21 protein-coding genes are annotated in these 21611 nt (G+C 69.4%); 11 read left to right on the top strand and 10 right to left on the bottom strand.

Annotation, left to right across the window (positions count from 1 at the left end):
* Positions 1 to 14: 14 nt before the first annotated feature.
* The 4 genes from HMF7854_RS08685 to HMF7854_RS08670 form a co-directional block, all read right to left on the bottom strand.
* Entirely contained in the window at positions 15 to 356 is a 342-nt protein-coding gene (locus HMF7854_RS08685; protein WP_126718740.1) for a UrcA family protein, read from the bottom strand.
* Between the two features lie 220 nt (positions 357 to 576).
* The gene (locus tag HMF7854_RS08680) at positions 577 to 1824 is read right to left on the bottom strand and encodes a dicarboxylate/amino acid:cation symporter (RefSeq protein WP_126718739.1); all 1248 of its coding nucleotides are present in this window, start codon (positions 1822 to 1824) and stop codon (positions 577 to 579) included.
* On the bottom strand, positions 1821 to 3110 hold the full coding sequence (locus HMF7854_RS08675; protein WP_126718738.1) for a dicarboxylate/amino acid:cation symporter: 1290 nt from the start codon (positions 3108 to 3110) through the stop codon (positions 1821 to 1823). Before HMF7854_RS08675 ends, HMF7854_RS08680 begins: the two co-directional genes overlap by 4 nt.
* Positions 3107 to 3871, bottom strand: coding sequence for a class I SAM-dependent methyltransferase (locus HMF7854_RS08670; protein WP_126718737.1), 765 nt, complete (start codon positions 3869 to 3871; stop codon positions 3107 to 3109). The genes HMF7854_RS08675 and HMF7854_RS08670 overlap by 4 nt, the downstream gene beginning before the upstream one ends.
* Positions 3872 to 3969: 98 nt before the next feature.
* Here HMF7854_RS08670 and HMF7854_RS08665 point away from each other — a divergent pair, with 98 nt between their 5' ends.
* Both HMF7854_RS08665 and HMF7854_RS08660 read left to right on the top strand, forming a co-directional pair.
* Positions 3970 to 4581 carry a glutathione binding-like protein gene (locus HMF7854_RS08665; protein ID WP_221766423.1) on the top strand — a complete coding sequence of 204 codons (612 nt, stop codon included), beginning with the start codon at positions 3970 to 3972 and terminating at the stop codon, positions 4579 to 4581.
* A gap of 86 nt (positions 4582 to 4667) precedes the next feature.
* Complete coding sequence (locus HMF7854_RS08660; protein WP_126718736.1) at positions 4668 to 5411, top strand: hypothetical protein; 744 nt, start codon at positions 4668 to 4670, stop codon at positions 5409 to 5411.
* Here the strand turns inward: HMF7854_RS08660 and HMF7854_RS08655 are convergent.
* Complete coding sequence (locus HMF7854_RS08655) at positions 5408 to 6256, bottom strand: energy transducer TonB (protein WP_126720142.1); 849 nt, start codon at positions 6254 to 6256, stop codon at positions 5408 to 5410. The two genes, HMF7854_RS08660 and HMF7854_RS08655, sit on opposite strands and share 4 nt — an antisense overlap.
* A gap of 120 nt (positions 6257 to 6376) precedes the next feature.
* Here HMF7854_RS08655 and HMF7854_RS15755 point away from each other — a divergent pair, with 120 nt between their 5' ends.
* Both HMF7854_RS15755 and HMF7854_RS08645 read left to right on the top strand, forming a co-directional pair.
* Positions 6377 to 6823, top strand: coding sequence for a ferritin-like domain-containing protein (locus HMF7854_RS15755; protein ID WP_185829214.1), 447 nt, complete (start codon positions 6377 to 6379; stop codon positions 6821 to 6823).
* A gap of 88 nt (positions 6824 to 6911) precedes the next feature.
* On the top strand, positions 6912 to 7292 hold the full coding sequence (locus tag HMF7854_RS08645) for a cupredoxin domain-containing protein (RefSeq protein WP_126718734.1): 381 nt from the start codon (positions 6912 to 6914) through the stop codon (positions 7290 to 7292).
* 9 nt (positions 7293 to 7301) lie between these two features.
* Here HMF7854_RS08645 and HMF7854_RS08640 read toward each other — a convergent pair whose 3' ends face one another.
* A complete protein-coding gene (locus HMF7854_RS08640) occupies positions 7302 to 8423 on the bottom strand; it encodes an alpha/beta fold hydrolase (RefSeq protein ID WP_126718733.1) in 1122 nt (373 codons plus the stop codon).
* 875 nt (positions 8424 to 9298) lie between these two features.
* On the opposite strand from HMF7854_RS08640, the gene HMF7854_RS08635 reads away from it, so the two are divergent.
* The gene (locus HMF7854_RS08635; protein ID WP_239016913.1) at positions 9299 to 11647 is read left to right on the top strand and encodes an ATP-dependent helicase; all 2349 of its coding nucleotides are present in this window, start codon (positions 9299 to 9301) and stop codon (positions 11645 to 11647) included.
* Positions 11648 to 11979: 332 nt separating this feature from the next.
* The gene (locus tag HMF7854_RS08630) at positions 11980 to 13281 is read left to right on the top strand and encodes a L,D-transpeptidase family protein (RefSeq protein WP_126718731.1); all 1302 of its coding nucleotides are present in this window, start codon (positions 11980 to 11982) and stop codon (positions 13279 to 13281) included.
* A gap of 75 nt (positions 13282 to 13356) precedes the next feature.
* On the opposite strand, the gene HMF7854_RS08625 is transcribed toward HMF7854_RS08630, so the two are convergent.
* Both HMF7854_RS08625 and HMF7854_RS08620 read right to left on the bottom strand, forming a co-directional pair.
* On the bottom strand, positions 13357 to 13860 hold the full coding sequence (locus HMF7854_RS08625) for a hemerythrin domain-containing protein (protein WP_126718730.1): 504 nt from the start codon (positions 13858 to 13860) through the stop codon (positions 13357 to 13359).
* 118 nt (positions 13861 to 13978) lie between these two features.
* A complete protein-coding gene (locus tag HMF7854_RS08620; RefSeq protein WP_126718729.1) occupies positions 13979 to 15253 on the bottom strand; it encodes a serine hydrolase domain-containing protein in 1275 nt (424 codons plus the stop codon).
* 220 nt (positions 15254 to 15473) lie between these two features.
* Between HMF7854_RS08620 and HMF7854_RS08615 the strand changes: the two genes are divergently transcribed.
* The 5 genes from HMF7854_RS08615 (at position 15474) to HMF7854_RS08595 (ending at position 19317) form a co-directional block, all read left to right on the top strand.
* Positions 15474 to 15758, top strand: a complete 285-nt coding sequence (locus tag HMF7854_RS08615; protein ID WP_126718728.1) for a hypothetical protein — start codon at positions 15474 to 15476, stop codon at positions 15756 to 15758.
* Positions 15755 to 16426, top strand: coding sequence for an orotidine-5'-phosphate decarboxylase (pyrF, locus tag HMF7854_RS08610; RefSeq protein WP_126718727.1), 672 nt, complete (start codon positions 15755 to 15757; stop codon positions 16424 to 16426). Before HMF7854_RS08615 ends, pyrF begins: the two co-directional genes overlap by 4 nt.
* A 62-nt stretch (positions 16427 to 16488) precedes the next feature.
* Positions 16489 to 17343 carry an acetyl-CoA carboxylase, carboxyltransferase subunit beta gene (accD, locus tag HMF7854_RS08605; protein ID WP_126718726.1) on the top strand — a complete coding sequence of 285 codons (855 nt, stop codon included), beginning with the start codon at positions 16489 to 16491 and terminating at the stop codon, positions 17341 to 17343.
* A gap of 149 nt (positions 17344 to 17492) precedes the next feature.
* Positions 17493 to 17987, top strand: coding sequence for a cupin domain-containing protein (locus tag HMF7854_RS08600; protein WP_126718725.1), 495 nt, complete (start codon positions 17493 to 17495; stop codon positions 17985 to 17987).
* 22 nt (positions 17988 to 18009) lie between these two features.
* On the top strand, positions 18010 to 19317 hold the full coding sequence (locus HMF7854_RS08595) for a bifunctional folylpolyglutamate synthase/dihydrofolate synthase (protein WP_420822374.1): 1308 nt from the start codon (positions 18010 to 18012) through the stop codon (positions 19315 to 19317).
* Here the strand turns inward: HMF7854_RS08595 and HMF7854_RS08590 are convergent.
* Positions 19314 to 21038 (bottom strand): AmpG family muropeptide MFS transporter, encoded by a 1725-nt coding sequence (locus HMF7854_RS08590; RefSeq protein WP_239016912.1) that lies wholly within the window; start codon positions 21036 to 21038, stop codon positions 19314 to 19316. The two genes, HMF7854_RS08595 and HMF7854_RS08590, sit on opposite strands and share 4 nt — an antisense overlap.
* A gap of 120 nt (positions 21039 to 21158) precedes the next feature.
* Positions 21159 to 21587, bottom strand: coding sequence for a response regulator (locus HMF7854_RS08585; protein ID WP_126718723.1), 429 nt, complete (start codon positions 21585 to 21587; stop codon positions 21159 to 21161).
* Between the last annotated feature and the right edge of the window lie 24 nt (positions 21588 to 21611).

The raw sequence follows: 21611 nt of genomic DNA, 5'->3' as shown, positions 1-21611 counted from the left end.
CGAAGGGGTGCCGCCTAGCGGACCGCGCTGACCGACAGTGAGGCGGAGGCGAGTGCCGGCCCCTTGCCATTCCGCTCGATCAGCAGGGCGAGCTGCGGCTTGGCGCTTGCCCGGACATTGTCGATGCAGGCCTGCCACACCGCCTGGCCGGCGCCGTCGAGGAAGGGCGAGCTTCCACAGATCCGCCCGGCGGCCTTGTCGATCCGGTAGTGGAGAGCCTTGAGCCCGGCCGGCGTGGCGAGGTTCAGGTCGGCATAGCTGACCCGCTCGCTCCTGACCTCCTGCGCTGCGGCGATGGTGGCGGTGCCCAGCGTGGCCGCGAGGAGCAGGGCGCCGCCCGTTGCGATGGTCTTCATCTTGTCCTCCTTTGCGTTCGCTTGATGATCAAAAGGTGCGGCGCGGGAGGCGTTTCGGTTTGGGGATCTCAAGCGTCCCCCGCGTCGCTCCTTCGGCGTAGGGGATCGCGCGGACGGCAGCGCGGGTCGCTCGACCGGCAAGCGGCCCGGATCGGCGATCGGAACGGGTCCGCGACGAACGCGCTTCGTGGATCGGCGGATCGACGAACGGCGGCGCGGCTCAGCCGGCCGCGGCGGTGCGGCGGGCAACCGCGCCGGTCATCGCCACGTCCATCGTCACGTTGCCGAGCGTCCGGAAGATGTCCGGCAGCGTCTCGACCGCGATCAGCAGCGCGAGCGGCTCGACCGGAACCCCCATCGACAGGGCAATCGGTGCGATCGAGGTGACGAAGCTGATCTGCCCGGGGAGGCTGACCGTCCCGTAGGTCGTGGTGGCGGCGACCACCACCCCGGCCGCGAGCTGCCACGGCCCGAGCGGGATGCCGAGCCAGTGCGCGACGTAGATGGCGACGCCCATGTTCATCGCCGGTCCGGTGGCCCGCATCAGCGCCACCGCCAGCGGCAGGCTGACATCGGCCTGCGGGTCGGGCACGCCGAGCTCGCGCGCCGCGGCCAGCATCGCGGGCAGGCTGGCCAGCGAGGACTGGGTGGAGATCGCCACCGCCTGCGGGGCGATCATCGCTCGGGCGAACCGCGCCGGGCTCCACTTGGCGGCCAGCACCGCCACCGCATAGCCGGCGAGCAGGATGGCGAAGCCGAGGCTGGCAACCAGCGCGACATAATGCGCGATCGCACCCAACGCGGCGCCGCCGGCGCCCGCCCCGACCGTGAAGGCGAGCCCGAACACCCCGATCGGCGCCAGCAGGAGGATCCAGCCAATGATCACCAGCATCGCCTGCGCGAGCGCCTCGAAAAGCTCGGCCAGCGGACGCCGGAAGCTCGCGTCGATGCGGGTGATCGCGAAGGCGAACAGCGCGGTGAACACCACCAGCTGCAGGATATGATCGCCCGCCGCCGCCGCGATCGCGTTGGTCGGGACGATCGAGCGGACGAAGTCGGCCGCGCTCGGGACGGAGGCCGCGGCGGCTTGCCGGTCGACCCCGGCCAGCCCGGCCTGGAGCGCCGCCGCCGCGCCTTGCGGCAGCGGGAACAGGCCCAGCAGCAGCGGCATCACCAGCGCCCCGAAGATCGCCGAGCCGGTGAGGATCAGCGCAATCCAGGCCATGCTGCGGCCGGCGACCCCGCCTGCCCGCGCCGCGTCCGCGCTCCCGACGATTCCGGTCACCAGCAGCGCGACGATCAGCGGCACCACTGTCATCTTCAGCCCGTCGAGCCACAGGCCGCCGACCGTCGAGGCGATCGACAGCAGCGGCTCGCGCCAGCCGTCGCCGAGCCGGAGCGAGAGCGCCCCGAGCAGGATCCCGCCGATCAGCGCGAGAAGGATCCGGACCGTGCCGCCGCCCGTCACGCCGGCTCCTCCGCCGGGGCGTCGGGCGACAGGAGCGCGGCCGCGGCCAGGTCGCCGGCGACGTTGCACGCGGTCCTCGCCATGTCGCCCAGCGCCTCGACCGCCAGCAGCAACGGCAGCGCGGTGAGCGGAATCCCCGCGACCTGGGCGGTGGGGATCATCACCGCGAAGAAGCTGACCGCACCCGGCAGACCGGCAATGGTCAGCGTGCCGAGCGCGCCCATTGCGGCGACGATCAGCACCTGGCCGACCCCGAGGTGCATGCCCGAGAAGGCCGCCAGCGCCGCCATCGTCCCGACGATCGCGCCGGGGGAGCTGGTCTTGAGCAGGCTGATCGCGAGGCTCAGCACGCTGGCGGAGGCGTTCCGCTCGAGCCTCATCCGCTCGGTCGCAACGATCATTGCCGGGAAGCAGGCGATCGAGGATCGCGAGCCGACCGCCAGCGCCAGCGGTCCGCCTAGAGCGCGGACGAATCGCTCGGCCAGCGCGCGGCGGAACAGCGCGACGAGCGCCACGCACAGCAGGATGACCAGCAGCGAAACGAGGATCTGCGAGACAATGTAGCGGACCGTAATCCCCGCCGCGGCGAACAGGTCGCCCGACGCCGCGGCAAGCGCCAGCGCCGCGATCCCGAGCGGAGCGAGGCGGAGGATCCACCCGACCAGCGCGAGCATCGCCTCGCGCAGCCCGGCGAACAGCGCCAGCAGCGGCCGGCGGTGCCGTTCCTCGATCCGAATCATCGCGGCGCCGAGCAGCAGCGAGAAGAGCACCAGCGCGACAATCCGGTCATCCGCCGCCGCCTGGACGATGTTGGTCGGAACGAGCGCCCGCACCCACTCGCCGAACGCCGGCACCGGCGGCGCGGCCAACGGCGGGGCTCCGGCCAGCGCTGCGGCGGCGCCCGGGCCGGCGGACATCCCGGCGAACAGCGGCGGCACGACCAGCGCGCCGATCACCGCCGAGCCCGCGAGCAGGCCGAGGAACAGCAGCAGGCTGCGGGCCGTCAGCCGTGCCTCGGCCTGCTCGCCTGCCCCCGCAACGCTGGTCACCACCAGGGAAACGAGCAGCGGGACGATGGTCATCCGCAGCGCGTCCAGCCACAGGCCGCCGAGCGTACCGGCGACCGCGACCACGCCCGTTCCGACGGGTCCGCCGATCGCCTGCGCGGCGACCCCCGCGGCGAGCCCGGCGCCGAGCCCGACCAGCACCGCCGCGGCGCCGCTGCCCCGGACCCTCGCTGGCTTGACCCTGTCAGGCGCCGCGACCGGCGCCGCCGGATCGTTCAACGCGGTTTCCGGAACTTGTAGACGAAGCGATCGGTATGGCCGCGGATCTTGGGATCGAACACCAGCAGGCTATGGTCGTCGGCGGGGTTGCGCAGCAGGCTGCTGCTCGCCTCGAGCCGGAAGCCGGCGCGCGTGAAGTCGCGGCGGACCACCGCCGGGTCGATCCGGTGCAGCTTGTCGACGATCGCCCTTGTGTCGCCCGCCGGCCCGGCATGGTCGACCAGCCCGAGCACCCCGCCCGGCTTCAACGAGGCGTAAATGGCGCGGGTCAGCACCGCCGGGTCCATCCGGACAATATGGCGCTGCTCGTTCATCCAGTAGACGTCGTGATAGTCGAGGTTGATCAGCACGAAGTCGAACTTGCCGCGCGGCAGGTTGGGCGCCTCGAACGGCGACTGGATCATGGTCACGTTCGGCTGCTTCGCCCGGAACGCCTCGAACGCGGCGCTGCGCTCGGCATTGACGAACTGGGTCGGCTCCCAAATGGTCACGCTGCCGCGCGGGCCGACCGCGGGCGCCATGATCTCCGACCAGTAAAGATTGATCCCGAACAGGTCGCCCACCGCCATCCCGCGCTGGAGCCCGAAGAAGCGCAGCAGCTCGGCCGGCTTCCGCCCCTCGTCGAGCTTGACGTTGTCGGGCGAGCGCGCCGCCGTGTTGGCGACCGCCGCGGCGGCATCGGCGCGCGGCGCGGCGCTGGCAACGGGCTGGGCCAGCAGCAGCGTCCCGGCGGCGAGCCCCAGCATCGACAATTTTTTCATGGTGCCTCCCCTGTTCTGTCTCGCCCGGACAGTAGAGCCGCGGCGCGGCGAAACAAGCCGGAGCCCGCGTCGTTGACCGCAAGACCACGGAGGGCCCCATGCTGATTCTCTATACGACCCCGGGTGCGTGCAGCACCGCGACCCACATCGCGCTCGAGGCCTCGGGGCTCGACTACAGCACGGTCCTTGTCGACCTCCGCGCCAAGCGGCTCGAGTCCGGCCTCGACTATCTGACCGTCAACCCGAAGGGTGCCGTCCCGGCCCTGCGCGTCGACGAGGACGAGGTGTTGACCGAGAACATGACCTGCCTCGTCTACATCGCCGACAAGTCGGGGAGCGCCGCGCTGCTGCCGCTGTCGGGGCTGGAGCGCTACCGGGTGCTGGAGTGGACCAACTATGTCACGACCGAGCTCCACAAGGGGTTCGGGCCGCTCTTCAACCCCGCGGCCAGCGACGAGTTGAAAGATGCCACCAAGGCGCTGATCGCCAAGAAGTTCGACTATGTCGAAGCGGCGCTCGGCGGCGCGGGGCCGTTCCTGACCGGCGCGCACGCCCGCATCTGCGACTATTATCTCTACGTGATCCTGCGCTGGACCGACCAGTTCGGGATCGATCTCGTTCGCTGGCCGGCGCTCGCCGAGTTCCGCCGCCGGGTCGCCGCGGAGGAGCCTGTCGCGCGCGTCCTGGAGCGGACCGGCCTCGGCGCCTGACCGCCCCGGGCGGATCAGCCCGCCCACTTTGAAAATCACCGGAATGGGAGTATCCGGCCGCCTTCGGGGTTTCAGGGGGCTGGACCATGGCGACCATCGCGACGTCTTCGGCGGATCGGACATCGGCCGAGCGCAAGTTCTACTCACGCATGGCCTTGTTCATGCTGGTAATGGTGTTCATCGGCTTCGCGCCGAGCTTCTACCTGCGGGGCTATGTCTTCTCGCCGCGGCCCAATCCCACCCTGCCGCCCGCCGTCATGCTCCACGGCGTCCTGTTCAGCCTGTGGATGCTGGCCTTCGTGGCCCAGACCCAGCTGGTCGCCGCCGGCCGCCGCGACATTCACATGAAGCTCGGGGTGACCAGCTTCATCCTCGCACTGGCGATGCTGCCGCTGATGTACCTGGTCGGTGTGTGGCAGGTCGCGCGCGCCAACCAACCGCCGTTCACCACCGCGCTCGACTGGACGATCGTCCCGCTGGCGCTCATCCCGCCGTACGCCATCCTCCTCTTCGAAGGCTGGACCTGGCGCCGCCAGGCCGCCTGGCACAAGCGCGCGATGCTCTGCGCGGGGCTGCTGTTCATGGATCCGGCGATCGGCCGCCTGCCGATCGTCCCACCCGTCCTCGGCGGCTTCGCGGTCCTGAACTTCCTGTCGATCGCCTGCTTCGTGCCGCTGATCCTGTGGGACCGCCGGACTTTGGGCAAGCTGCACCCGGCGACCCGGCTCGGGATCAGCCTGGCGATCATGATGCACGCCGTCCGCCTGACCTTCCTCGCGACGGGTGCCTGGGCCCCGGTCGCCGCGCACCTGCCGGGCGTCACTTCCTAGTCACTGGGCATTTCCCATCGGATCCTCACCAGCACTCCGTCTCGGCGAGGCTTGCCGGTGGCGTCTGCTGCTGGCTCGAAGCGAGCACGGTTGCGCATGGCCTGACAACCTTGCGCATCAAGGACCGCCACACCGCTCGTCTCGATGACCGTGCAATCGGCCACACTGCCGCCGTCGTCGACCAGTAGCGCCAGCCGGACCGTCCCGGCCTGTCCACGCAACGCCGCCTGTCCCGGGTAGTCACTGGCTTGCAGGACGTTCGACAGGTCAGCCGTGGCGTGGTGAGCTTTGCCCGGTTGCTTGTCTTCCTTGAGCAGCGGGAACTTCTGTTCCGCGTCGTCCTCGATGTTCCAGTAGTGCCGAAGATCTACCCCGCAGTCGCCCAGCACTTTGAGCAGCGGCCCCGTGTCAGACAGCGCGAACTGCTGTTCAATCAATCCTTTCGAATGGATGGTCATCAGCCTCGCCCCCGCATGCTCCTCGAGCAAGTGGCGCGGTATGTTCGCCAGCAAGATGCGCTTGCCGGCTTTCAGGACATCGTAGAAGAGCAGATCGATCTTGATCGGTGGATCCTCGTCGAAGCTGAGAAGCGCTCCGGTCTCGATCGCAAAAGGCGCCGTCGACGCGTGAGGACTGGCGAAAATCAACTGAACAATCCCACCGAGCGCCGGCTGCTTGACCCCGAGTGTCAGCGCCGTCGACGCGGCGCCGTAAGGCCGCGTGGCGACACACTGGGCCTCGGATATGTCGACATTCCACCTGGCAGTCGGCTGGAGCGGTTCGGCCGCCGCCGCCTGCGGGATCATCAGGGCAGCGCCGAGCAGCGCCGTCGTCAACCTACGCATACAACCCCCCTTTGCCGTCCGCGCCGGGCGGCCGACGCGCAGGCTGCCACGATTTTTTGCGGAGCGCGAGCAGGCGAGCCGCGTTGTCCGCTTCAAACACCCTTATTTTGGAGAAACGTCATGGCCGATCACGATACCGGCACGCTCGAAACCCTGACCTCGACCCTGCAGGACAGCATCAACGGCTACCGCGAGGCAGCCGAGCATGCGCAGGACAGCCGCCTCAAGCAGGTCTTCGACAAGTTCGCGCGTGACCGCAGCGAAGTCGCCGGCGAGCTCGGCGCCGAGATCCGCCGCCTCGGCGGCACCCCGCCCGAGAACGGAAGCTTCCTCGGTAAGACCCACCAGGTGTTCCTCGACCTCAAGTCGGCGATCACCGGGCGCAACGACAAGGCGATCGTCAACGAGGTCGAGCGCGGCGAGGACTATCTCAAGGAGAAGTTCGAAGCGGCGCTGAACGCCACCGAGCTGGCTCCGGAGAGCCGCTCGATCATCGAGCGCGCCTACCAGTCGGTCCGTCAGGGCCACGACCAGATCAGCGACCTCAAGCACGGTCTCGAGGTCTGAGCCGGGCGGGGCGCGCGCCGGCCGGCGGCGCGCCCCGACCCGCAACAAGCGGGGTGGCCACGGGTTATTCTCCGGTCAGGAGAGCCCCATGCGCCACCCCCTTCTCGTCGCTGCCGCCGCCGTCTCCACCCTGTCCATCGCCGCCGTCCCCGCCACGGCCGCGATCCAGGCGGTCACCGTCACCCTCAGCAGCTACAAATATCAGCCCAACCCCATCCAGCTGGTCGGGGGCGCCCGGACCGAGCTCATCTTCGTCAACGCCTCGGGCAAGAGCCACAACTTCGTCGCCCGCACCTTCTTCGCCAATGCGCAGATCGTCGACGGGAGCGCCCCGGGCGGCGCGATCGAGCTCAAGGCGGGCGAGCGCAAGACCGTTACCCTGATCCCCCGTCCGGGCACCTACAAGGTCCACTGCAGCCACTTCGGGCACGACGCGCTCGGGATGAAGGCCGGCATCGTCGTCGAATAAGGCGGCCGCTTAGAACCGCCCGCAACTGGTCTCGGTAGGTTGCCCGGCGAACCGCCGGTCGAGCCACGCAAGCGTCGCGGCGCTGCTGTCCTTCGCGCTGGTCGCATGTCCCTTGCCGGCGATGTCGATCCACTTGACCGCCGACCCGGCCCGACACTGCGCCCGGGCGAAGCGGCGGGTGACTGCCGGAGCGACCAGGTCATCGTCCGCGTTCTGCGCGATCAGCAGCGGCACGCCGGGCGAGCGCAGGGCGGGGCTGTTGGTGCGCGCCAGTCCAGCCCATGGTTCGACCGTGCCGAGATCGAGGCGGCTCCAGCGCCGCTGCAGCACGCCGATCCCGAGGATCGTCCCGAGCCGCGGCCGACTGTTCAGCTCGATGCAGTTGTTGCGCGCTAGCCGGCTCAGGATGACCTGGTCCTGGCGCGATCCGAAGGTTGCCAGCGGTGCTCCGTAGCGGTGCGACCAGCTGTAGCCGATGTACGCAAGGAAGAAGGTCCGCACGGCCTTGTTCCTAGTCTCGCGCAGGTTGGCGACGAGGTCGGTCGGCGGAGCGGCGGCCGCGGCACCGAGCAGGGTCAACTCGGGGGCATAGGAGCGCACCTCCTGTGCGGTCCACAGCGCGGCGTGGCCGCCTTGCGACTCGCCCCAGACCGCAAAGCGCCGCCCCGCGCCCGCCGCCGGCACCGCGATCGCGGCACGCACGGAATCGAGAACCGAGCGCGCGGTGTCGGTACCGCTGAGGAAGGGATGCACGCCCGGGCCGTTGAGCCCCGGATAGTCGGGCGCCACGACGACATAGCCGCGCCGGACGGCGTCGAGCCCGGCGGTCACGATCCAGAAGTTGGGGCTGAGCGATGGCGCGCAGCGGCTGACAACGCCCCAGGTGCCGTGGGTCCAGGCAAGCAGCGGACGTGGCGCCCGGGCGGCACCGGTCGGCGCAACCAGCATTGCGCTCGCCGCGGCCGGGCGGCCCTCGCCGTCGCGGGTCCAGTAGCGAAGGCGCCACGCCCGCATCCCGGCAGGGGCTGCGGAAACCGGCTCGCTGGCGATCAGCTGTCCCGGTCGCTGCGCGGCGGCCGCGGATCCGAAGACGAGAAACAGAGCGAGGATTGCCAGTCGAACAGGAGGCATGACGCGACTCCCTCACGCACGAGACATGGCGCAACTGTCCGCCTGATCCCCGAGCGCGTCAACCGGACGGCCCGCATACAGAAATGGGGGCCGGCATTGCTGCCAGCCCCCACTGCGCCGAGACGTGGATTTGCCGGTGTTCGATCGTCCGGACCCGGCGCTCTTGGGGAACACCATGTCCTTGTCCTCGATCCTGGCGCACCAGCTCAGGCGTCGCCTCCCATCGTGGCCGCTTCCCTGGGAGAAGCGCTTCGAGCCTTGTGACCGGCGCTCCAGAGACCCGTGCGGGCTCGGTTCGCCGACCCGGTCGGAGCGGGTCGCCGTCCTTGCGGACCGCTTCCTTGCTCGTTCCTGGCCCACCCCGCCGTCCGGTCCGGCTGCCCAGTCGCTCCGAAGAGCGCCCGGCCTTGCCGTTCCTCGCGGGATCCCCTGTCCTCGCGGACAGGCCACCGCCGATGTTCGTGCGGCCCTTCTTGGGACGCTCCCCTCTGCCGCTTCCTTCCGGCCACCCCTGCGGGCTCCGGAACTCGTCGACGGAGGAAGAAAATCGTCTCTTCCGGCGCCTCTAACCGGCACTGGATCGAGACCTCTTCGCTGGGAGACCTTCTCGTGAGAAAAGGCCGCTGCCCCAGGGGCTTGTCTCTTTCGCCTGCCGGCGGAGATCGGGTCTTCCGTCTACCTGCCGGTTCGTTTTGCGACCCGGCCGGGGCTTCATCCCCGATCACCCATTCTGTATGCGCCTCCACCCCCGAGTCGCCCAAGTGGATTCGCCATCTGCGGGCCTGTGGAAAACGGGGAAATGGCGCATAACCGAACCGCTTCGGCGCCACTCGCCCGCGGTTGCCGTTTCGTTCCGCCGGTCCTACCTCGATCCCGTGTCCGAATCCGAACTGCCCAGCCCCGAGCCCGCCTATCTCGGCGGCCTGAACGAACCGCAGCGACTCGCCGTCCTGACCACCGAGGGTCCGGTGCTGGTGCTGGCCGGCGCCGGCACCGGCAAGACCGCCGCGCTGACCGCTCGGCTCGCCCACCTGATGGCCACCCGCCGCGCCTGGCCGAGCCAGATCCTCGCCGTCACCTTCACCAACAAGGCGGCGCGCGAGATGAAGGAGCGGATCGCGCACATCACCGGCGGCGCGGTCGAGGGCATGCCGTGGCTCGGCACCTTCCACTCGGTCGCCGCGCGGATGCTGCGCAGCCATGCCGAGCTGGTCGGCCTCCAGTCGAACTTCACCATCCTCGACACCGACGATCAGCTCAGGCTGCTCAAGCAGCTGATCGTCGCCGCCAACCTCGACGAGAAGCGCTGGCCCGCGCGGCAACTCTCGGGCCTGATCGACCGCTGGAAGAACCGCGGCTGGATCCCGAAGGACATCGACGCGGGCGAGAGCGAGGCCTTCGCTAACGGCCGCGGCGGCGAGTTCTACCAGCAGTACCAGGACCGGCTGAAGGCGCTGAACGCCTGCGACTTCGGCGACCTGCTGCTACACATGCTGACCATCTTCCGCACCCAGCCCGACGTGCTGGAGACCTATCGCGAGCGGTTCCGCTACATCCTGGTCGACGAGTATCAGGACACCAACGCCTCGCAGTACGACTGGCTGAAGCTGCTCGCCGAGCCGCGCCGCAACCTTTGCTGCGTCGGCGACGACGACCAGTCGATCTACTCGTGGCGCGGGGCCGAGGTCGCCAACATCCTCCGCTTCGAGAAGGACTTCCCCGGCGCCACCGTGGTCCGGCTCGAGCAGAACTACCGCTCCACCCCGCACATCCTCGGCGCCGCTTCCGGCCTCATCGCCAACAACAGCGGCCGCCTCGGCAAGACGCTGTGGACCGAGACCGACGTCGGCGAGAAGGTGCGGGTGATTGGCGTGTGGGACGGGCCGGAGGAAGCCCGCCGCGTCGGCGACGAAATCGAGAGCTGGCAGCGCGACGGCGGTTCGTTCAACGACACGGCGATCCTCGTCCGCGCCCAGTTCCAGACCCGCGAGTTCGAGGAGCGGTTCATCTCGGTCGGGCTGCCCTACCAGATCGTCGGCGGGTTCCGCTTCTACGAGCGCGCCGAAATCCGCGACGCGCTCGCCTATCTCCGCCTCGTCCAGTCGCCCGCCGACGACCTCGCCTTCGAGCGGATTGTCAACACGCCCAAGCGCGGGCTCGGTGACAAGGCGATCGCCACCATCCATCGCCTCGCCCGGGCGCAGGGCCAGCCGCTGCTGCTGGCCGCGGCGCAAATGCTCGACAGCGACGAGCTCACCCCGCAGGCGCGCCGCTCGCTCGGCCGCTTCGTCGGCGATGTCGCCCGCTGGCGCGAGATGCTGTCGCGCGCCACCCCGTCCGACGACCGGGCCCCGCACCCGCAGCTCGGCGCCCAGGCCCGCGCCGCGCCACATGCCGAGCTCGCCCGCCTGATCCTCGAGGAATCGGGCTACACCGCCATGCTCCAGGCCGACCGCTCGGCCGAGAGCGCCGGCCGGCTCGAGAACCTCGCCGAGCTCGCCCGGGCGATGGAGGAGTATGAGAGCCTCTCCGCCTTCCTCGAGCATGTCAGCCTGGTCATGGACAATGACGCCGACAAGTCGGGGGAGAAGGTCACGGTGATGACCATTCACGCCGCCAAGGGGCTCGAGTTCCCGGTGGTCTATCTCGCCGGCTGGGAGGAAGGCGTGTTCCCCTCGCAGCGCGCGCTGGACGAAGGCGGGCTCGCCAGCCTCGAGGAGGAGCGCCGCCTCGCCTATGTCGCGATCACCCGCGCCCGCAAGCGCGCGACCATCTTCCATGCCGCCAACCGCCGCATCTACGGTCAGTGGACCAGCTCCATCCCCAGCCGCTTCGTCGCCGAGCTCCCCAAGGAGCATATCGACGAGGAGACGACGATGACCGGCGGCGAAAGTCTGTGGCGCGCGCAGTGGAGCGAGCGCGGCGACCCCTTCGCCCATCTCGCCTCGGGTGCCTCCCACCGCGCCACCACCCGCGGCCCCGGCTGGCAACGCGCCGCCTCCAGCGGCAACTTCAATCCCCAGCCGCAGCGGGTCATCGAGGCCCGCGCCAGCGCGATCAGCCTCGGCAACAAGGGCCGCGACGATCTCGCGCTCGGCCAGCGCGTGTTCCACGGCAAGTTCGGCTACGGCACCATCGCTGGGATCGAGGGCAACAAGCTGGAGATCGATTTCGAGCACGCCGGCCGCAAGCGCGTCCTCGACAGCTTCGTCAGCGCGGGGTGACCGGCCGCCCACTGTCCTACACGGCCACGCTCCGGTAAAGCCGTTTGGCGGCCCCGGGGCATGGTGCGAGGATCGAGTGGGCGGAGGCACGTCCGTCCGATGGCCGCCGACCATGTGACCATTGGGACCTTTCGCGGTCGAGGAACGGGTTCGACACGGTCATGATCGGGTAGTTCGCACGCTTCAGCAGCCCAGGGTGAGTCCCTGGCGCAACACCCGGCCGTTCATGCTGGATTCCGACTCGGCTGGTTAACTCCAGCACCTAGGCAGCGGACTCGGCGAGGGTTAGATTCCGACGCTCAAGGCATCAGGTGGTCAAAAGGGGCGCGTTCATGAAAGGTCTCACGAAAATCCTGCTCGGCTCGGCGGCGGCATTGGCCGGCCTGTCGTCCGTGGCGACCGCGCAGATGCCGATGTCGGCCCCGGCGCTGCTCTCGCCCGCCGACACGGCCGGGATCGACGCCTTCTACCAGATCAACCAGAACCGCCCGCTGTGGCTCGGCAGCGATGCCAGCCGCGCCGCCATCCCCGACCTGCTTGCCGCGCTGAAGCGCGCGCCGGTCGAGGGGCTCGCCGCCGGTCCGGCGCTCGCCGCCAACGCCGAGGCCGCGATGGCCGCCGCCGGCAGCGGCGATCCCGCCGCGGTGCGCCAGGCCGACCGTGCGCTCTCGACCGCCTGGGTCGCCTATGCCCAGCTGCTCCAGCGCCCGGTCGAGGGGATCGAATATGCCGACCCGCTGCTCCGCCCGCGGGTGCTGACCGCCGCGCAGCTCCTCGGCCAGGCGGCTGCTGCGCCGAGCCTTCGCGACCATGTCGCGCGGGTCAGCGCGGTGAACCCCTTCTATTCGGCGCTGCGCGACGCGGCCCTGCGCGCCGGTGGCACGCCCGACCCGCGGGTGATGGGCTCGATGGATCGCGCCCGCATGCTTCCCGCTGCCGGCAAGGCGGTCATCGTCGACGTGCCCTCGGCCCGGCTGATGATGGTCCAGGACGGCAATGTCGTCGATTCAATGAAGGTCGTCGTCGGCAAGCTCGAGACGCCGACGCCGATGATGGTCAGCCGCCTGTGGTACGCGACCCTCAACCCCTACTGGCACGTGCCGGATAATCTCGCCTCCTCGCTCATCGCCAAGAACATGCTCAAGATGGGCCCGCCCTATCTCAAGCTGCACGGCTATGAGGTGCTGACCGGCTTCGATCCCGACGCCCCGGCGGTGGACCCGACCTCGATCGACTGGCAGGCGGTATTCGACGGCAAGGCCAAGGTCCATGTCCGCGAGAAACCGAGCCTGCAGAACTCGATGGGCAAGATGAAATTCCCCTTCAACAACAGCTGGGGCATCTACCTCCACGACACGCCGAACAAGGTGCCGTTCACCCAGGCCAAGCGCGACATTTCCAATGGCTGCATCCGGCTCGAGGACGCGCGCCGGCTCGGCAAGTGGCTGTCGGGCCGCGACCTGTCCGCCTCGGGCCCGGAGCCGGAGCAGCATGTCCAACTTCCGCAGGGAGTGCCGATCTACGTCACCTACCTGACCGCGCAGCCGGATCCGAAGGGCTTCGCCTACATGCCCGATCCCTACGGCAAGGACGTCGCCCTGCCCGCCCGCGTCGCCTCCGCCGGGCAGAACTGAGGCCGGACCCGGCCCGGACATGAGCAAGGGCTGCGCGGACGGTACCGCGCAGCCCTTTTCTCTATCCGGCGATGTTCAGCTCTGCGGACCGCTCATCGTCGTCAGCTCGGGCTGCGGCAGGTTCTTCTCCTTGCCCAACTCGGCCATCAGCTCCGCCTTGCGCGCGGCGATCTGCTCGCCCAGCGCATCCATGTCGACGCCGTGCCGCTTGGCCTGCGAGAAAATCCCCGAAAGCCACTGCTCCTCTTCCTTGACGTGGTGCTCGATCTCTTCCTGCAGCACCTTGACCTTGGCGTCGTAGAAGTCGTCCGACGGCTCGCCCTTCTCGATCTCGGCGATCATCAGCTTGGCCGCGTCATGCTCGACGAAGGCCTCCTTGAGGTCCGCTTCCTCGACCTTGCCCTCGCAGGCCGGATAAAAGATCTCCTCCTCCAGCTTGGTGTGGACGATCAGCTCGAGGCAAATCTGGCGCGCGAGCTTCTCCTTGCGCCCGTCGCCCTTGGCGTCCTGATATTCCTTGAACAGGTCCTCGACCTTGCGATGGTCGTCCTTCAGCAGCGTGACCGCGTCCTGCGCCATGGTGGTTCTCCTTCGCCAGCCAAGCGACGCGCGCGGGGCAAAGTTCCGGCAGTGGGCGCAATCGGGCGAGCGGTTCGGACAGCCTCGGCGGGCGGGGGCCGACCCCGACGGGTTGGCGTCAGCCCCGGCGCGCGCCGGTCCGCAGCGTGGCGACGTTCGGCCCCGACGCGGTGCCGTCGTCGCTCTCGTCCTCTGGCGCCTCGACCGCACGCTGGCCATGGCCGCCGTCGATCTCCAGCCAGTCGCGGAACGGTAGGCGATAGATCATGTCCATCACCTCGAACTCGAGCCCGCCGGGCTTCCACGTGTCGCTGTTCCACAGCGCGACGACCCCGCTCTTGAGCTGCGGGTCGAACAGGATGAAGCTGCGGTAGCCGCGGATCCCGCCCCGATGGCCGACGATCGTGTGCCCGGCATAGTCGTAGCTGCGCCAGCCATAGCCGTACCACGCGCCGCCCAGCCGCTCGAGGAACTTGCGCATCCGGGCGCGCTCGGTCGGCGTCTGCACGTAGCGGCCGTGGATCGTCGCCAGCAGCCGGGGATCGAGGACGTCGGGCATGCCGCCGGCCTGCGCGATCATCCACAGCGCCATGTCCTTGATGTCGCTGTTGATCCCGCCCGCGGCGGGCACCTTGTAGTAGGTATCGACCAGCGGCAGCGGCTTGCGCCCGGCGTTGTGCGGCCGCGCCCAGCTCTTGTTCGCCTCGAGCGAGGCGAGCGATGCACTGCCGCTCGACATGCCGATTGGGTTGAACAGCAGCTGCCGGACCGAGTCCTCGTAGGACATCTTCATTGCCCGGACGACCATCTCGCTCGACGCGTCATAGGCGATGTTCTGGTACGACCAGCAGGTCCCCGGCTGGCAGGTAGCGTTGAGGGTCACCAGGCTCGACCGCAGGAAGCTCGGGTCCTGCCCCTCCTCCAGCTTGTTGTCGAACGCATTGCGGTACAGCCCGAGCCGGTGCGACAGGAGGTCGCCGACCGTGGCCTTATACTCGTTCCCGGCCGGCAGCTTCAGGTCCGGCGCATAGTTGGCGACCGGCGCGTTGAGGTCGATCTTGCCCTGCTCGGCCAGCTTGGCGACCATCGTCGCGGCGACACCCTTGGAGCAGCTCGCCCAACGGAAGACCGTGTCGGGCGTCACGCGGTCGCCCGAGCCCTTCACCGTCTCGCCGTAGCCCGAGAGGAAGGTGATGCGACCATTCTCGACCACCCCGACCGCGAGCCCGACCATCGAGGGCGCGCCCATGAGCCGCTTCAGCCGCTCGTCGAGCTGCGCATAGTTGACGTCGCGGCGGGCGGCCGTGCTGATCTTGGCCAGCTTGAGATGCGCGGCGGGCGTCTTGGCGAGAACGGCCTCGGTAGGCTGCTGCTTGTGCCAGGGCATGGCCATGGCGGCGACCGCGGCCAGCGCCGCAAAGGCGCCGAGCCCGGCAAGATACTGACGTTCCAGTTGAACTCTCCTCCCCGCCAGAACTCGTGGCGGGCTGCTCGTTCCTTCTCAACGGGTCACAGAGGGAGGCTGCGCCGGATGGAGGCGGTCCAGCGACGAACGGCGCCTTCTAGGCAAGTCCCGGCGGCTGCCCTAAGAGCCCTCAACGGGAGGGCGAGCCATGCGGTTCCTGAAGACCCTGTTCTGGGTCCTGCTTGCGGTCTGCTTGACGATCTTCGCGATGCGCAACTGGCACGATGTGGCGATCGCGCTGTGGGGGAATCTGGAAGCCGACATCAAGCTGCCGGTCCTGCTCCTGCTCGTGTTCCTGCTGGGCCTGCTGCCCACCTGGCTCGTCCAGCGCGCGCGGATCTGGACGCTCGCGCGGCGGCTAGATTCGTCCGAGCGCAACCGGCTGGCGACGCCCGCGGCCGAACCCCTGCCGGTCGAGGAGCCGGCGCCGTGAACCCGGTCTTCGTCGCGATCGACACGCCTGACCTCGGCCGCGCCCGCGAGCTCGCGACGGGGCTCGCCGGGATCGTCGGCGGAGCCAAGCTCGGGCTGGAATTCTTCGGCGCGAACGGGCCGGCGGGAGTCGCCGAGATCGCCGGGCTCGGCCTGCCGATCTTCCTCGACCTCAAGCTCCACGACATCCCCAACACGGTCGGCAAGGCGGTCGCGGCGCTCGCCCCGCTCGAGCCCGCCATCCTCACCGTCCACGCTGCCGGCGGGCGGGCCATGCTCGCCGCTGCCAAGGCCGCGGCGCCGCTCAGCACCAAGGTCGTCGCCGTGACCGTGCTGACCAGCCTCGACGCCGGCGACCTCGCCGAGGCTGGGGTCGAGGACGCGCCGGCCAAGCAGGTCGAGCGGCTCGCCGCGCTCGCCCATGCCGCCGGAGTGGACGGGATCGTCTGCTCGGGCGAGGAGGTCGGCACCGCGCGCGACCGGTGGCCCGGCGGTTTCTTCGTGGTGCCGGGGATACGTCCCGAAGGCAGCGACCTCAGCGACCAGAAGCGGGTGGTCAGCCCGATCGAGGCGCTCGAGGGCGGCGCCAGCGTGCTGGTGATCGGCCGCCCGATCACCGCGGCGCCGGACCCGGCCGCGGCGGCGCGCCGGATCGTCGCGGCGCTCTAGTGGACATTCGCGCGGGCTTCAGGCAGTCGCCCGGCCGGTTTCGATACAAGTAGAGGTTCGCGATGAGCTGGCTCAGCCGGGTCCGCAACGGGATTCCCTTTCTCCCCAAGCGCCAGACCGCCGACAATCTTTGGCACAAGTGCGGCAAGTGCGGTTCGATGGTCTTCACCAAGGAGTGGGAGGACAACCTAAAGGTCTGTCCGCGGTGCAACCACCACGACCGGATCGGACCGGCCGACCGCTTTGCCCAGCTGTTCGACGACGGCCGCTTCGAGCCGATTGCCGCGCCGACCGTCCGCGAGGACCCGCTGAAGTTCAAGGACACCAAGCGCTACACCGATCGGATCAAGGCGGCGCGGACCGCGACCGGGGAGAAGGACGCGCTGCTCAATGCCAAGGGCCTGATCGACGGCGGCAAGGCGGTCGTCGGGGTCCAGGACTTCGCCTTCATGGGCGGGTCGATGGGGATCGCAGTCGGCGCCGCGTTCCTCAAAGGGGTGGAGACCGCGGTCGCCGAGGGCTGCCCTTACATCATCTTCACCGCGGCGGGCGGAGCGCGCATGCAGGAGGGCATCCTCAGCCTGATGCAGATGCCGCGGACCACGGTCGCCCTGGCCGAGTTGCGGGAGGCCGGGCTACCCTACATCGTCGTCCTCACCGACCCGACCACCGGCGGAGTTACCGCCAGCTATGCGATGCTCGGCGACGTCCAGATCGCCGAGCCGGGCGCGCTCATCGGCTTCGCCGGCGCCAGGGTCATCGAGCAGACCATCCGCGAGAAGCTCCCCGACGGCTTCCAGCGCGCCGAATATCTGCTCGAGCACGGGATGATCGACATGGTCGTTCCGCGAAGCAATCTGCGCGAGACGCTCGGCAAGCTGATCGCCTATCTGTCGCCGCAGAAGCAGGCGGCCTGACACCGGCACTGGTTGCTGCGAGACCAAGCTGACCGAGGTCTAGTAAACCGGGATTATTGCCCCAGAAAAGGGTCGGAGGGCATGTTGCAGCGCCGCCGGGCCCGGGGTGGCGGCGGCTTGTGGCCTTTCCTTCACGAGGGAGGCTTGCCATGACCTTTCATCTCCGTCTCGCCACGTCCCTGATCGCCGCGGCGCTCGTCAACGCTCCCGCCTGGGCCACGCCCCCGTCCGGAGTGGCGCCGGCGCCGATCGCCAACGGCCACTTCGGGACGCTCAGCGTCAACACGGCGGACGACAAGACCGGGCATTGGGGAATGATCCTCAAGACCCTCGACGACACCGACGTCGGGGTCGACCGGATCACCATCCAGCCGCAGGGCTCCACCGGCTGGCACGCGCATCCGTCGCCGGTGTTCGTGACGGTGACCCAGGGTTCGATCGAATGGTATGATGATGCACTTTGCACGTCACACGTCTATTCGGCCGGCCAGTCGTTCATCGAGGGAGCCTACCGGTCGCACAACGTCCGCAACCCCGCCACGGCCGGCAGCCCTCCTGCCGAGTTCGTCGCGGTCGTCATCAGGCCGGTCGGGTTCGTCGGCCTGGCCTTCCGTCTCGACCGGAGCACGCCCAGCAGCTGCTGACCGGCCGCGCCGGTCGGGTGCGCTGATGGATTTCGCCACCTCGACCCACGCGGGAGTTCAATTCCAGCTCGACCGGCTGGCCATGCCGGGCGGCGGCGAGATCGGGCTGGCGACGGTGCGCGCGCTGCTCGACCGGCTCGGGCGCCCGCAGGACCGGCTGCCGCCCGTGTTCCACGTCGCCGGGACCAACGGCAAGGGCTCGACTTGCGCCTTCCTCCGCGCCGCGCTCGAGGCGTCGGGACGGCGGGTCCATGTCTTCACCAGTCCGCACCTCGTCCGCTTCAACGAGCGGATCCGGGTCGCCGGGCGGCTGATCGACGACGCGACGCTGGAAAAGCTGCTCGCCCGGGTGATCGACACCGCCGAGGAAGTCGGGCTGGCCCCCAGCTTCTTCGAGGCTGCAGTGGCCGTCGCCTTCCTCGCCTTTGCCGAGACACCGGCCGACGCCACCATCCTCGAGGTCGGGCTGGGCGGCCGGCTCGACGCCACCAACGTCGTCGAGCGCCCGCTGGTCACCGGCATCGCCAGCCTCGGGCTCGATCACCAGGCGTGGCTCGGCAAGAGCCTGGCCGACATCGCCGGCGAGAAGGCCGGAATCGCGCGGCGCGGCGTGCCGCTGGTGACCCAGCGCTATCCCGCTGCCGCTGCCGAGCGGGTCCAAGCCGTCGCCATCACCGCCGGTGCCGACTGGCGGCCCCGCGGCCCCGCGTGGGACGTCGCCGCCGACCGTGGCCGGCTGCGCTACCGGGACGATCGCGGCACGCTGACCTTCCCGCCTCCCAGCCTGCCCGGACGCCACCAGGCGCTGAACGCCGCGCTCGCGCTCGCCATGCTCCGCCACCAGCACGTGCTGCCGGTCGACGACTACGCGTTCACGACAGCGATGGCGGGGGCCCGCTGGCCGGCGCGCATGCAGCGCCTCGGTGACGGACCGCTGGCGCGTGGCGCACCCGGGCGCGAGCTGTGGCTCGATGGCGGGCACAACCCGGCCGCCAGCCGCGCGATCGTGTCCGAGCTCCGTCGCCGGTTCTCCGACGGCCGTCCGCTCGAACTTCTCTTCGCCAGTCTGCGCACCAAGGATGCGCGCGGCGTCCTCGCGCCCTTCCGGGGCCTGGCGAGCCAAGTCTGGACGCTGACCATCCCCGGTCACGACAGCCGCCCGGCCGGGGAACTGGCGGCCATGGCGCAGCACCTCGGCTTCGCCGCCGAGCCCGCAGCCACGCTGCCGGATGCACTCGCCCGGACGACGTCCGGAGCGCGAATCCTCATCTTCGGGTCGCTCTACCTCGCCGGGGAAGTGCTCGCCGCCAACGGCGAGTTCCCCGATTAGCGCGCCGGCTCACCGCTCTCCGCCAGCGCCTCGGTGGCCCGCGCGCCGGTGTCCGCCGGGCGCGCCCGCTCGCGCCGCTCTTTAGCGGTGACCCGAGCCCATTCCATCAGCACGAAGGCGACCGCGATCAGCCCAGCGGCCGCGGTCCAGCGGAAGACAATGGCATAGCCATAGCTGTCGAACGCCTCGCCCGCGACGCCGCGTCCGAGCGAGCCGACGAGGAAGGTCAGCGACGACAGCAGCGCATATTGGACGGCCGTGAACTTCTTGGAGACGATTCCCGACAGGTAGGCGACAAAGGCGGTCAGCGCGATGCCGGTGGCGATATTCTCGTAGCTGATGGCCATCAGCAGCCGGACCATCCGCTCGTCGGTGCCGAGCAGCGCGCCGAGCGCGGTCAGCCCGGTTACCCGCGCCACCACGTCGATCGTCGGCCCGCCGTCCGCGAGGTCGGCATAGACGAGGTTGCCGAACGGGGTCACCGCGGCGCCGATCAGCACGGTCGGGAACTTGCCGATCTTGCCGAACAGATAGCCGCCGAAGCTGATCCCGATCATCGTCATGATGATCCCGAAGATCTTCGAGGCGAAGGCGACCTCGTCCTTCGTGTACTTCAGATAGTCGAGATAGAAGGGGAAGGCGAAGCTCGACCAGATATTGTAGCAGAGCGCATAGGTCAGGATGAAGCCGATGATGATGAGGACGCCCCAGCCGAGGCGGCCCGACAGCTCGGCAAGCGGCGAGACCAGCGCCCCGTACATGTGGTTGAGCGCCGTCCGGCCGCTGCCCGAGGCGTCGCCGTGCTCGGCCTGAACGCCCTTGCCGTGCGCTCGCATCCAATTGGTGGTGGCGGCGACGATCAACGGGACCAGCACCGTGGCGGCGATGATCCAGGGGCCGACCAGCCGGGTGAAGTCGGCCACCGAGGGCGGCTTGGCGCCCGGCGCGACGGTCAGCATCGAGGCCATGAAGCTGGCGATGGTGGCGATCGCCCACACCCAGCTGACCGTGACGATCGCGAGCGCCGCCAGCCGGACCCGCGGGTTGAGCTCGCCCGGCTGCTCGAGCGCCTCGTTGAGGAGGCCGCGCGGCGGCCGCTCCGTATCGGGCGCCTGGGCGGCGACGAACAGCATGACGAGCACGAAGGCGGCCATGATCGCATAGACCACGCCCCAGCTCATCCGCGCCGCGAGGAACAGCGCGAAGGCGCCCCCGACGATGGAGGCGATGCGGTAGCCGAACTGGTAGATGGCGCTAAGCAGCTCGACCGGCGCATCCTCGTCGGCGACGTCGATCCGCCACGCGTCGACCGCGATGTCCTGCGTCGCCGAGGCGAGGCTGCCCATCACCGCGAAGATGGCGAACCAGCCGATGCTGGTGGCGGGATTGGTCATCGCCAGCAGCGCGAAGCTGAGGATCAGCACCGCCTGGCAGAGCATGATCCAGCTCTTGCGCCGTCCGAAGCGCCAGATCCCGGGCAGCTCGACCCGGTCGACCAGCGGCGACCACAGGAACTTGAAGCTGTAGGTCAGCCCGATCCACGACAGCACCCCGATCGTTGCCAGATTGATCTTGGCGTCGCCCAGCCAGGCGTTGAGCGTCCCGATCAGCAGCGCGAACGGCAGGCCGGAGGAGAAGCCGAACGCCAGCATCGTCGCCGACTTGCGCGTCCGCAGCGCCGCCCTGAGCAGCTTCCACCCTTTCGGCCGTTCGTTCGCCACCTTGCCCTCCCTTGCCTCGGACGAAGGTTTAGCTGGCTGGCCGGTCGTGCCTAGCCCGCCGATGAACGGCTGGTCCGATTTATGGCGCGGAAGTGACCTTTTCGTCGGGAGCGGGCCCGCTCATTCCTCTTCGGCGTAGATGACCAGCCCCTTCGGGAGCTTCTTCTTGCGCCCCTGGAGATGGTCCTCGATCGCCTCCAGCGCCGACTTGAGCCCACGCTCGTTGTACGGCTTCTTGAGCGCCGCGAGCGCGAGATCGCTCGCGCCCGGCGGCACGTGCGCCGTCACCAGCAGCACCGGGATGTTGAGGCGACGCGCCTCCTCGGCGAGATCGAGCCCGCTCCGCGCGCCGGCCAGCTTGACGTCGGTCAGCACGAGGTCGACCCCACCCGGGCTCATGTGCTCGAGCGCCGCAGAGACGCGGTCGACGGTCGCGACCACGTCGTAGCCTGCGTCGCTCAACATGCTTTCGTTGTCGAAGGCGACGAGCGGCTCGTCCTCGACGATGAGGATGCGCTTGACGATCCGCTTGCGCTTGCCGAACAGCATTAGACCCCCGACTTTGAGGAAATT

This window comes from Sphingomonas ginkgonis (assembly GCF_003970925.1).
In the GTDB taxonomy this organism is placed as follows: Bacteria; Pseudomonadota; Alphaproteobacteria; order Sphingomonadales; family Sphingomonadaceae; genus Sphingomicrobium; species Sphingomicrobium ginkgonis.
The sequence above is the reverse complement of the archived record's forward strand: the minus strand, read 5'-3'. Positions and strand labels throughout refer to the sequence as shown.

What these genes read in the sequence shown, in the direction of transcription:
- HMF7854_RS08630 (WP_126718731.1), top strand. Translation starts at nt 11,980, where the DNA reads ATGAAAGGTCTCACGAAAATCCTGCTCGGCTCGGCGGCGGCATTGGCC.
- HMF7854_RS08640 (WP_126718733.1), bottom strand. Translation starts at nt 8,423, where the DNA reads ATGCCTCCTGTTCGACTGGCAATCCTCGCTCTGTTTCTCGTCTTCGGA.
- HMF7854_RS08655 (WP_126720142.1), bottom strand. Translation starts at nt 6,256, where the DNA reads ATGCGTAGGTTGACGACGGCGCTGCTCGGCGCTGCCCTGATGATCCCG.
- HMF7854_RS08600 (WP_126718725.1), top strand. Translation starts at nt 17,493, where the DNA reads ATGACCTTTCATCTCCGTCTCGCCACGTCCCTGATCGCCGCGGCGCTC.
- accD (WP_126718726.1), top strand. Translation starts at nt 16,489, where the DNA reads ATGAGCTGGCTCAGCCGGGTCCGCAACGGGATTCCCTTTCTCCCCAAG.
- HMF7854_RS08620 (WP_126718729.1), bottom strand. Translation starts at nt 15,253, where the DNA reads ATGGCCATGCCCTGGCACAAGCAGCAGCCTACCGAGGCCGTTCTCGCC.
- HMF7854_RS08645 (WP_126718734.1), top strand. Translation starts at nt 6,912, where the DNA reads ATGCGCCACCCCCTTCTCGTCGCTGCCGCCGCCGTCTCCACCCTGTCC.
- HMF7854_RS08585 (WP_126718723.1), bottom strand. Translation starts at nt 21,587, where the DNA reads ATGCTGTTCGGCAAGCGCAAGCGGATCGTCAAGCGCATCCTCATCGTC.
- HMF7854_RS08665 (WP_221766423.1), top strand. Translation starts at nt 3,970, where the DNA reads ATGCTGATTCTCTATACGACCCCGGGTGCGTGCAGCACCGCGACCCAC.
- HMF7854_RS08670 (WP_126718737.1), bottom strand. Translation starts at nt 3,871, where the DNA reads ATGAAAAAATTGTCGATGCTGGGGCTCGCCGCCGGGACGCTGCTGCTG.
- HMF7854_RS08615 (WP_126718728.1), top strand. Translation starts at nt 15,474, where the DNA reads ATGCGGTTCCTGAAGACCCTGTTCTGGGTCCTGCTTGCGGTCTGCTTG.
- HMF7854_RS08660 (WP_126718736.1), top strand. Translation starts at nt 4,668, where the DNA reads ATGGCGACCATCGCGACGTCTTCGGCGGATCGGACATCGGCCGAGCGC.
- HMF7854_RS15755 (WP_185829214.1), top strand. Translation starts at nt 6,377, where the DNA reads ATGGCCGATCACGATACCGGCACGCTCGAAACCCTGACCTCGACCCTG.
- HMF7854_RS08625 (WP_126718730.1), bottom strand. Translation starts at nt 13,860, where the DNA reads ATGGCGCAGGACGCGGTCACGCTGCTGAAGGACGACCATCGCAAGGTC.
- HMF7854_RS08685 (WP_126718740.1), bottom strand. Translation starts at nt 356, where the DNA reads ATGAAGACCATCGCAACGGGCGGCGCCCTGCTCCTCGCGGCCACGCTG.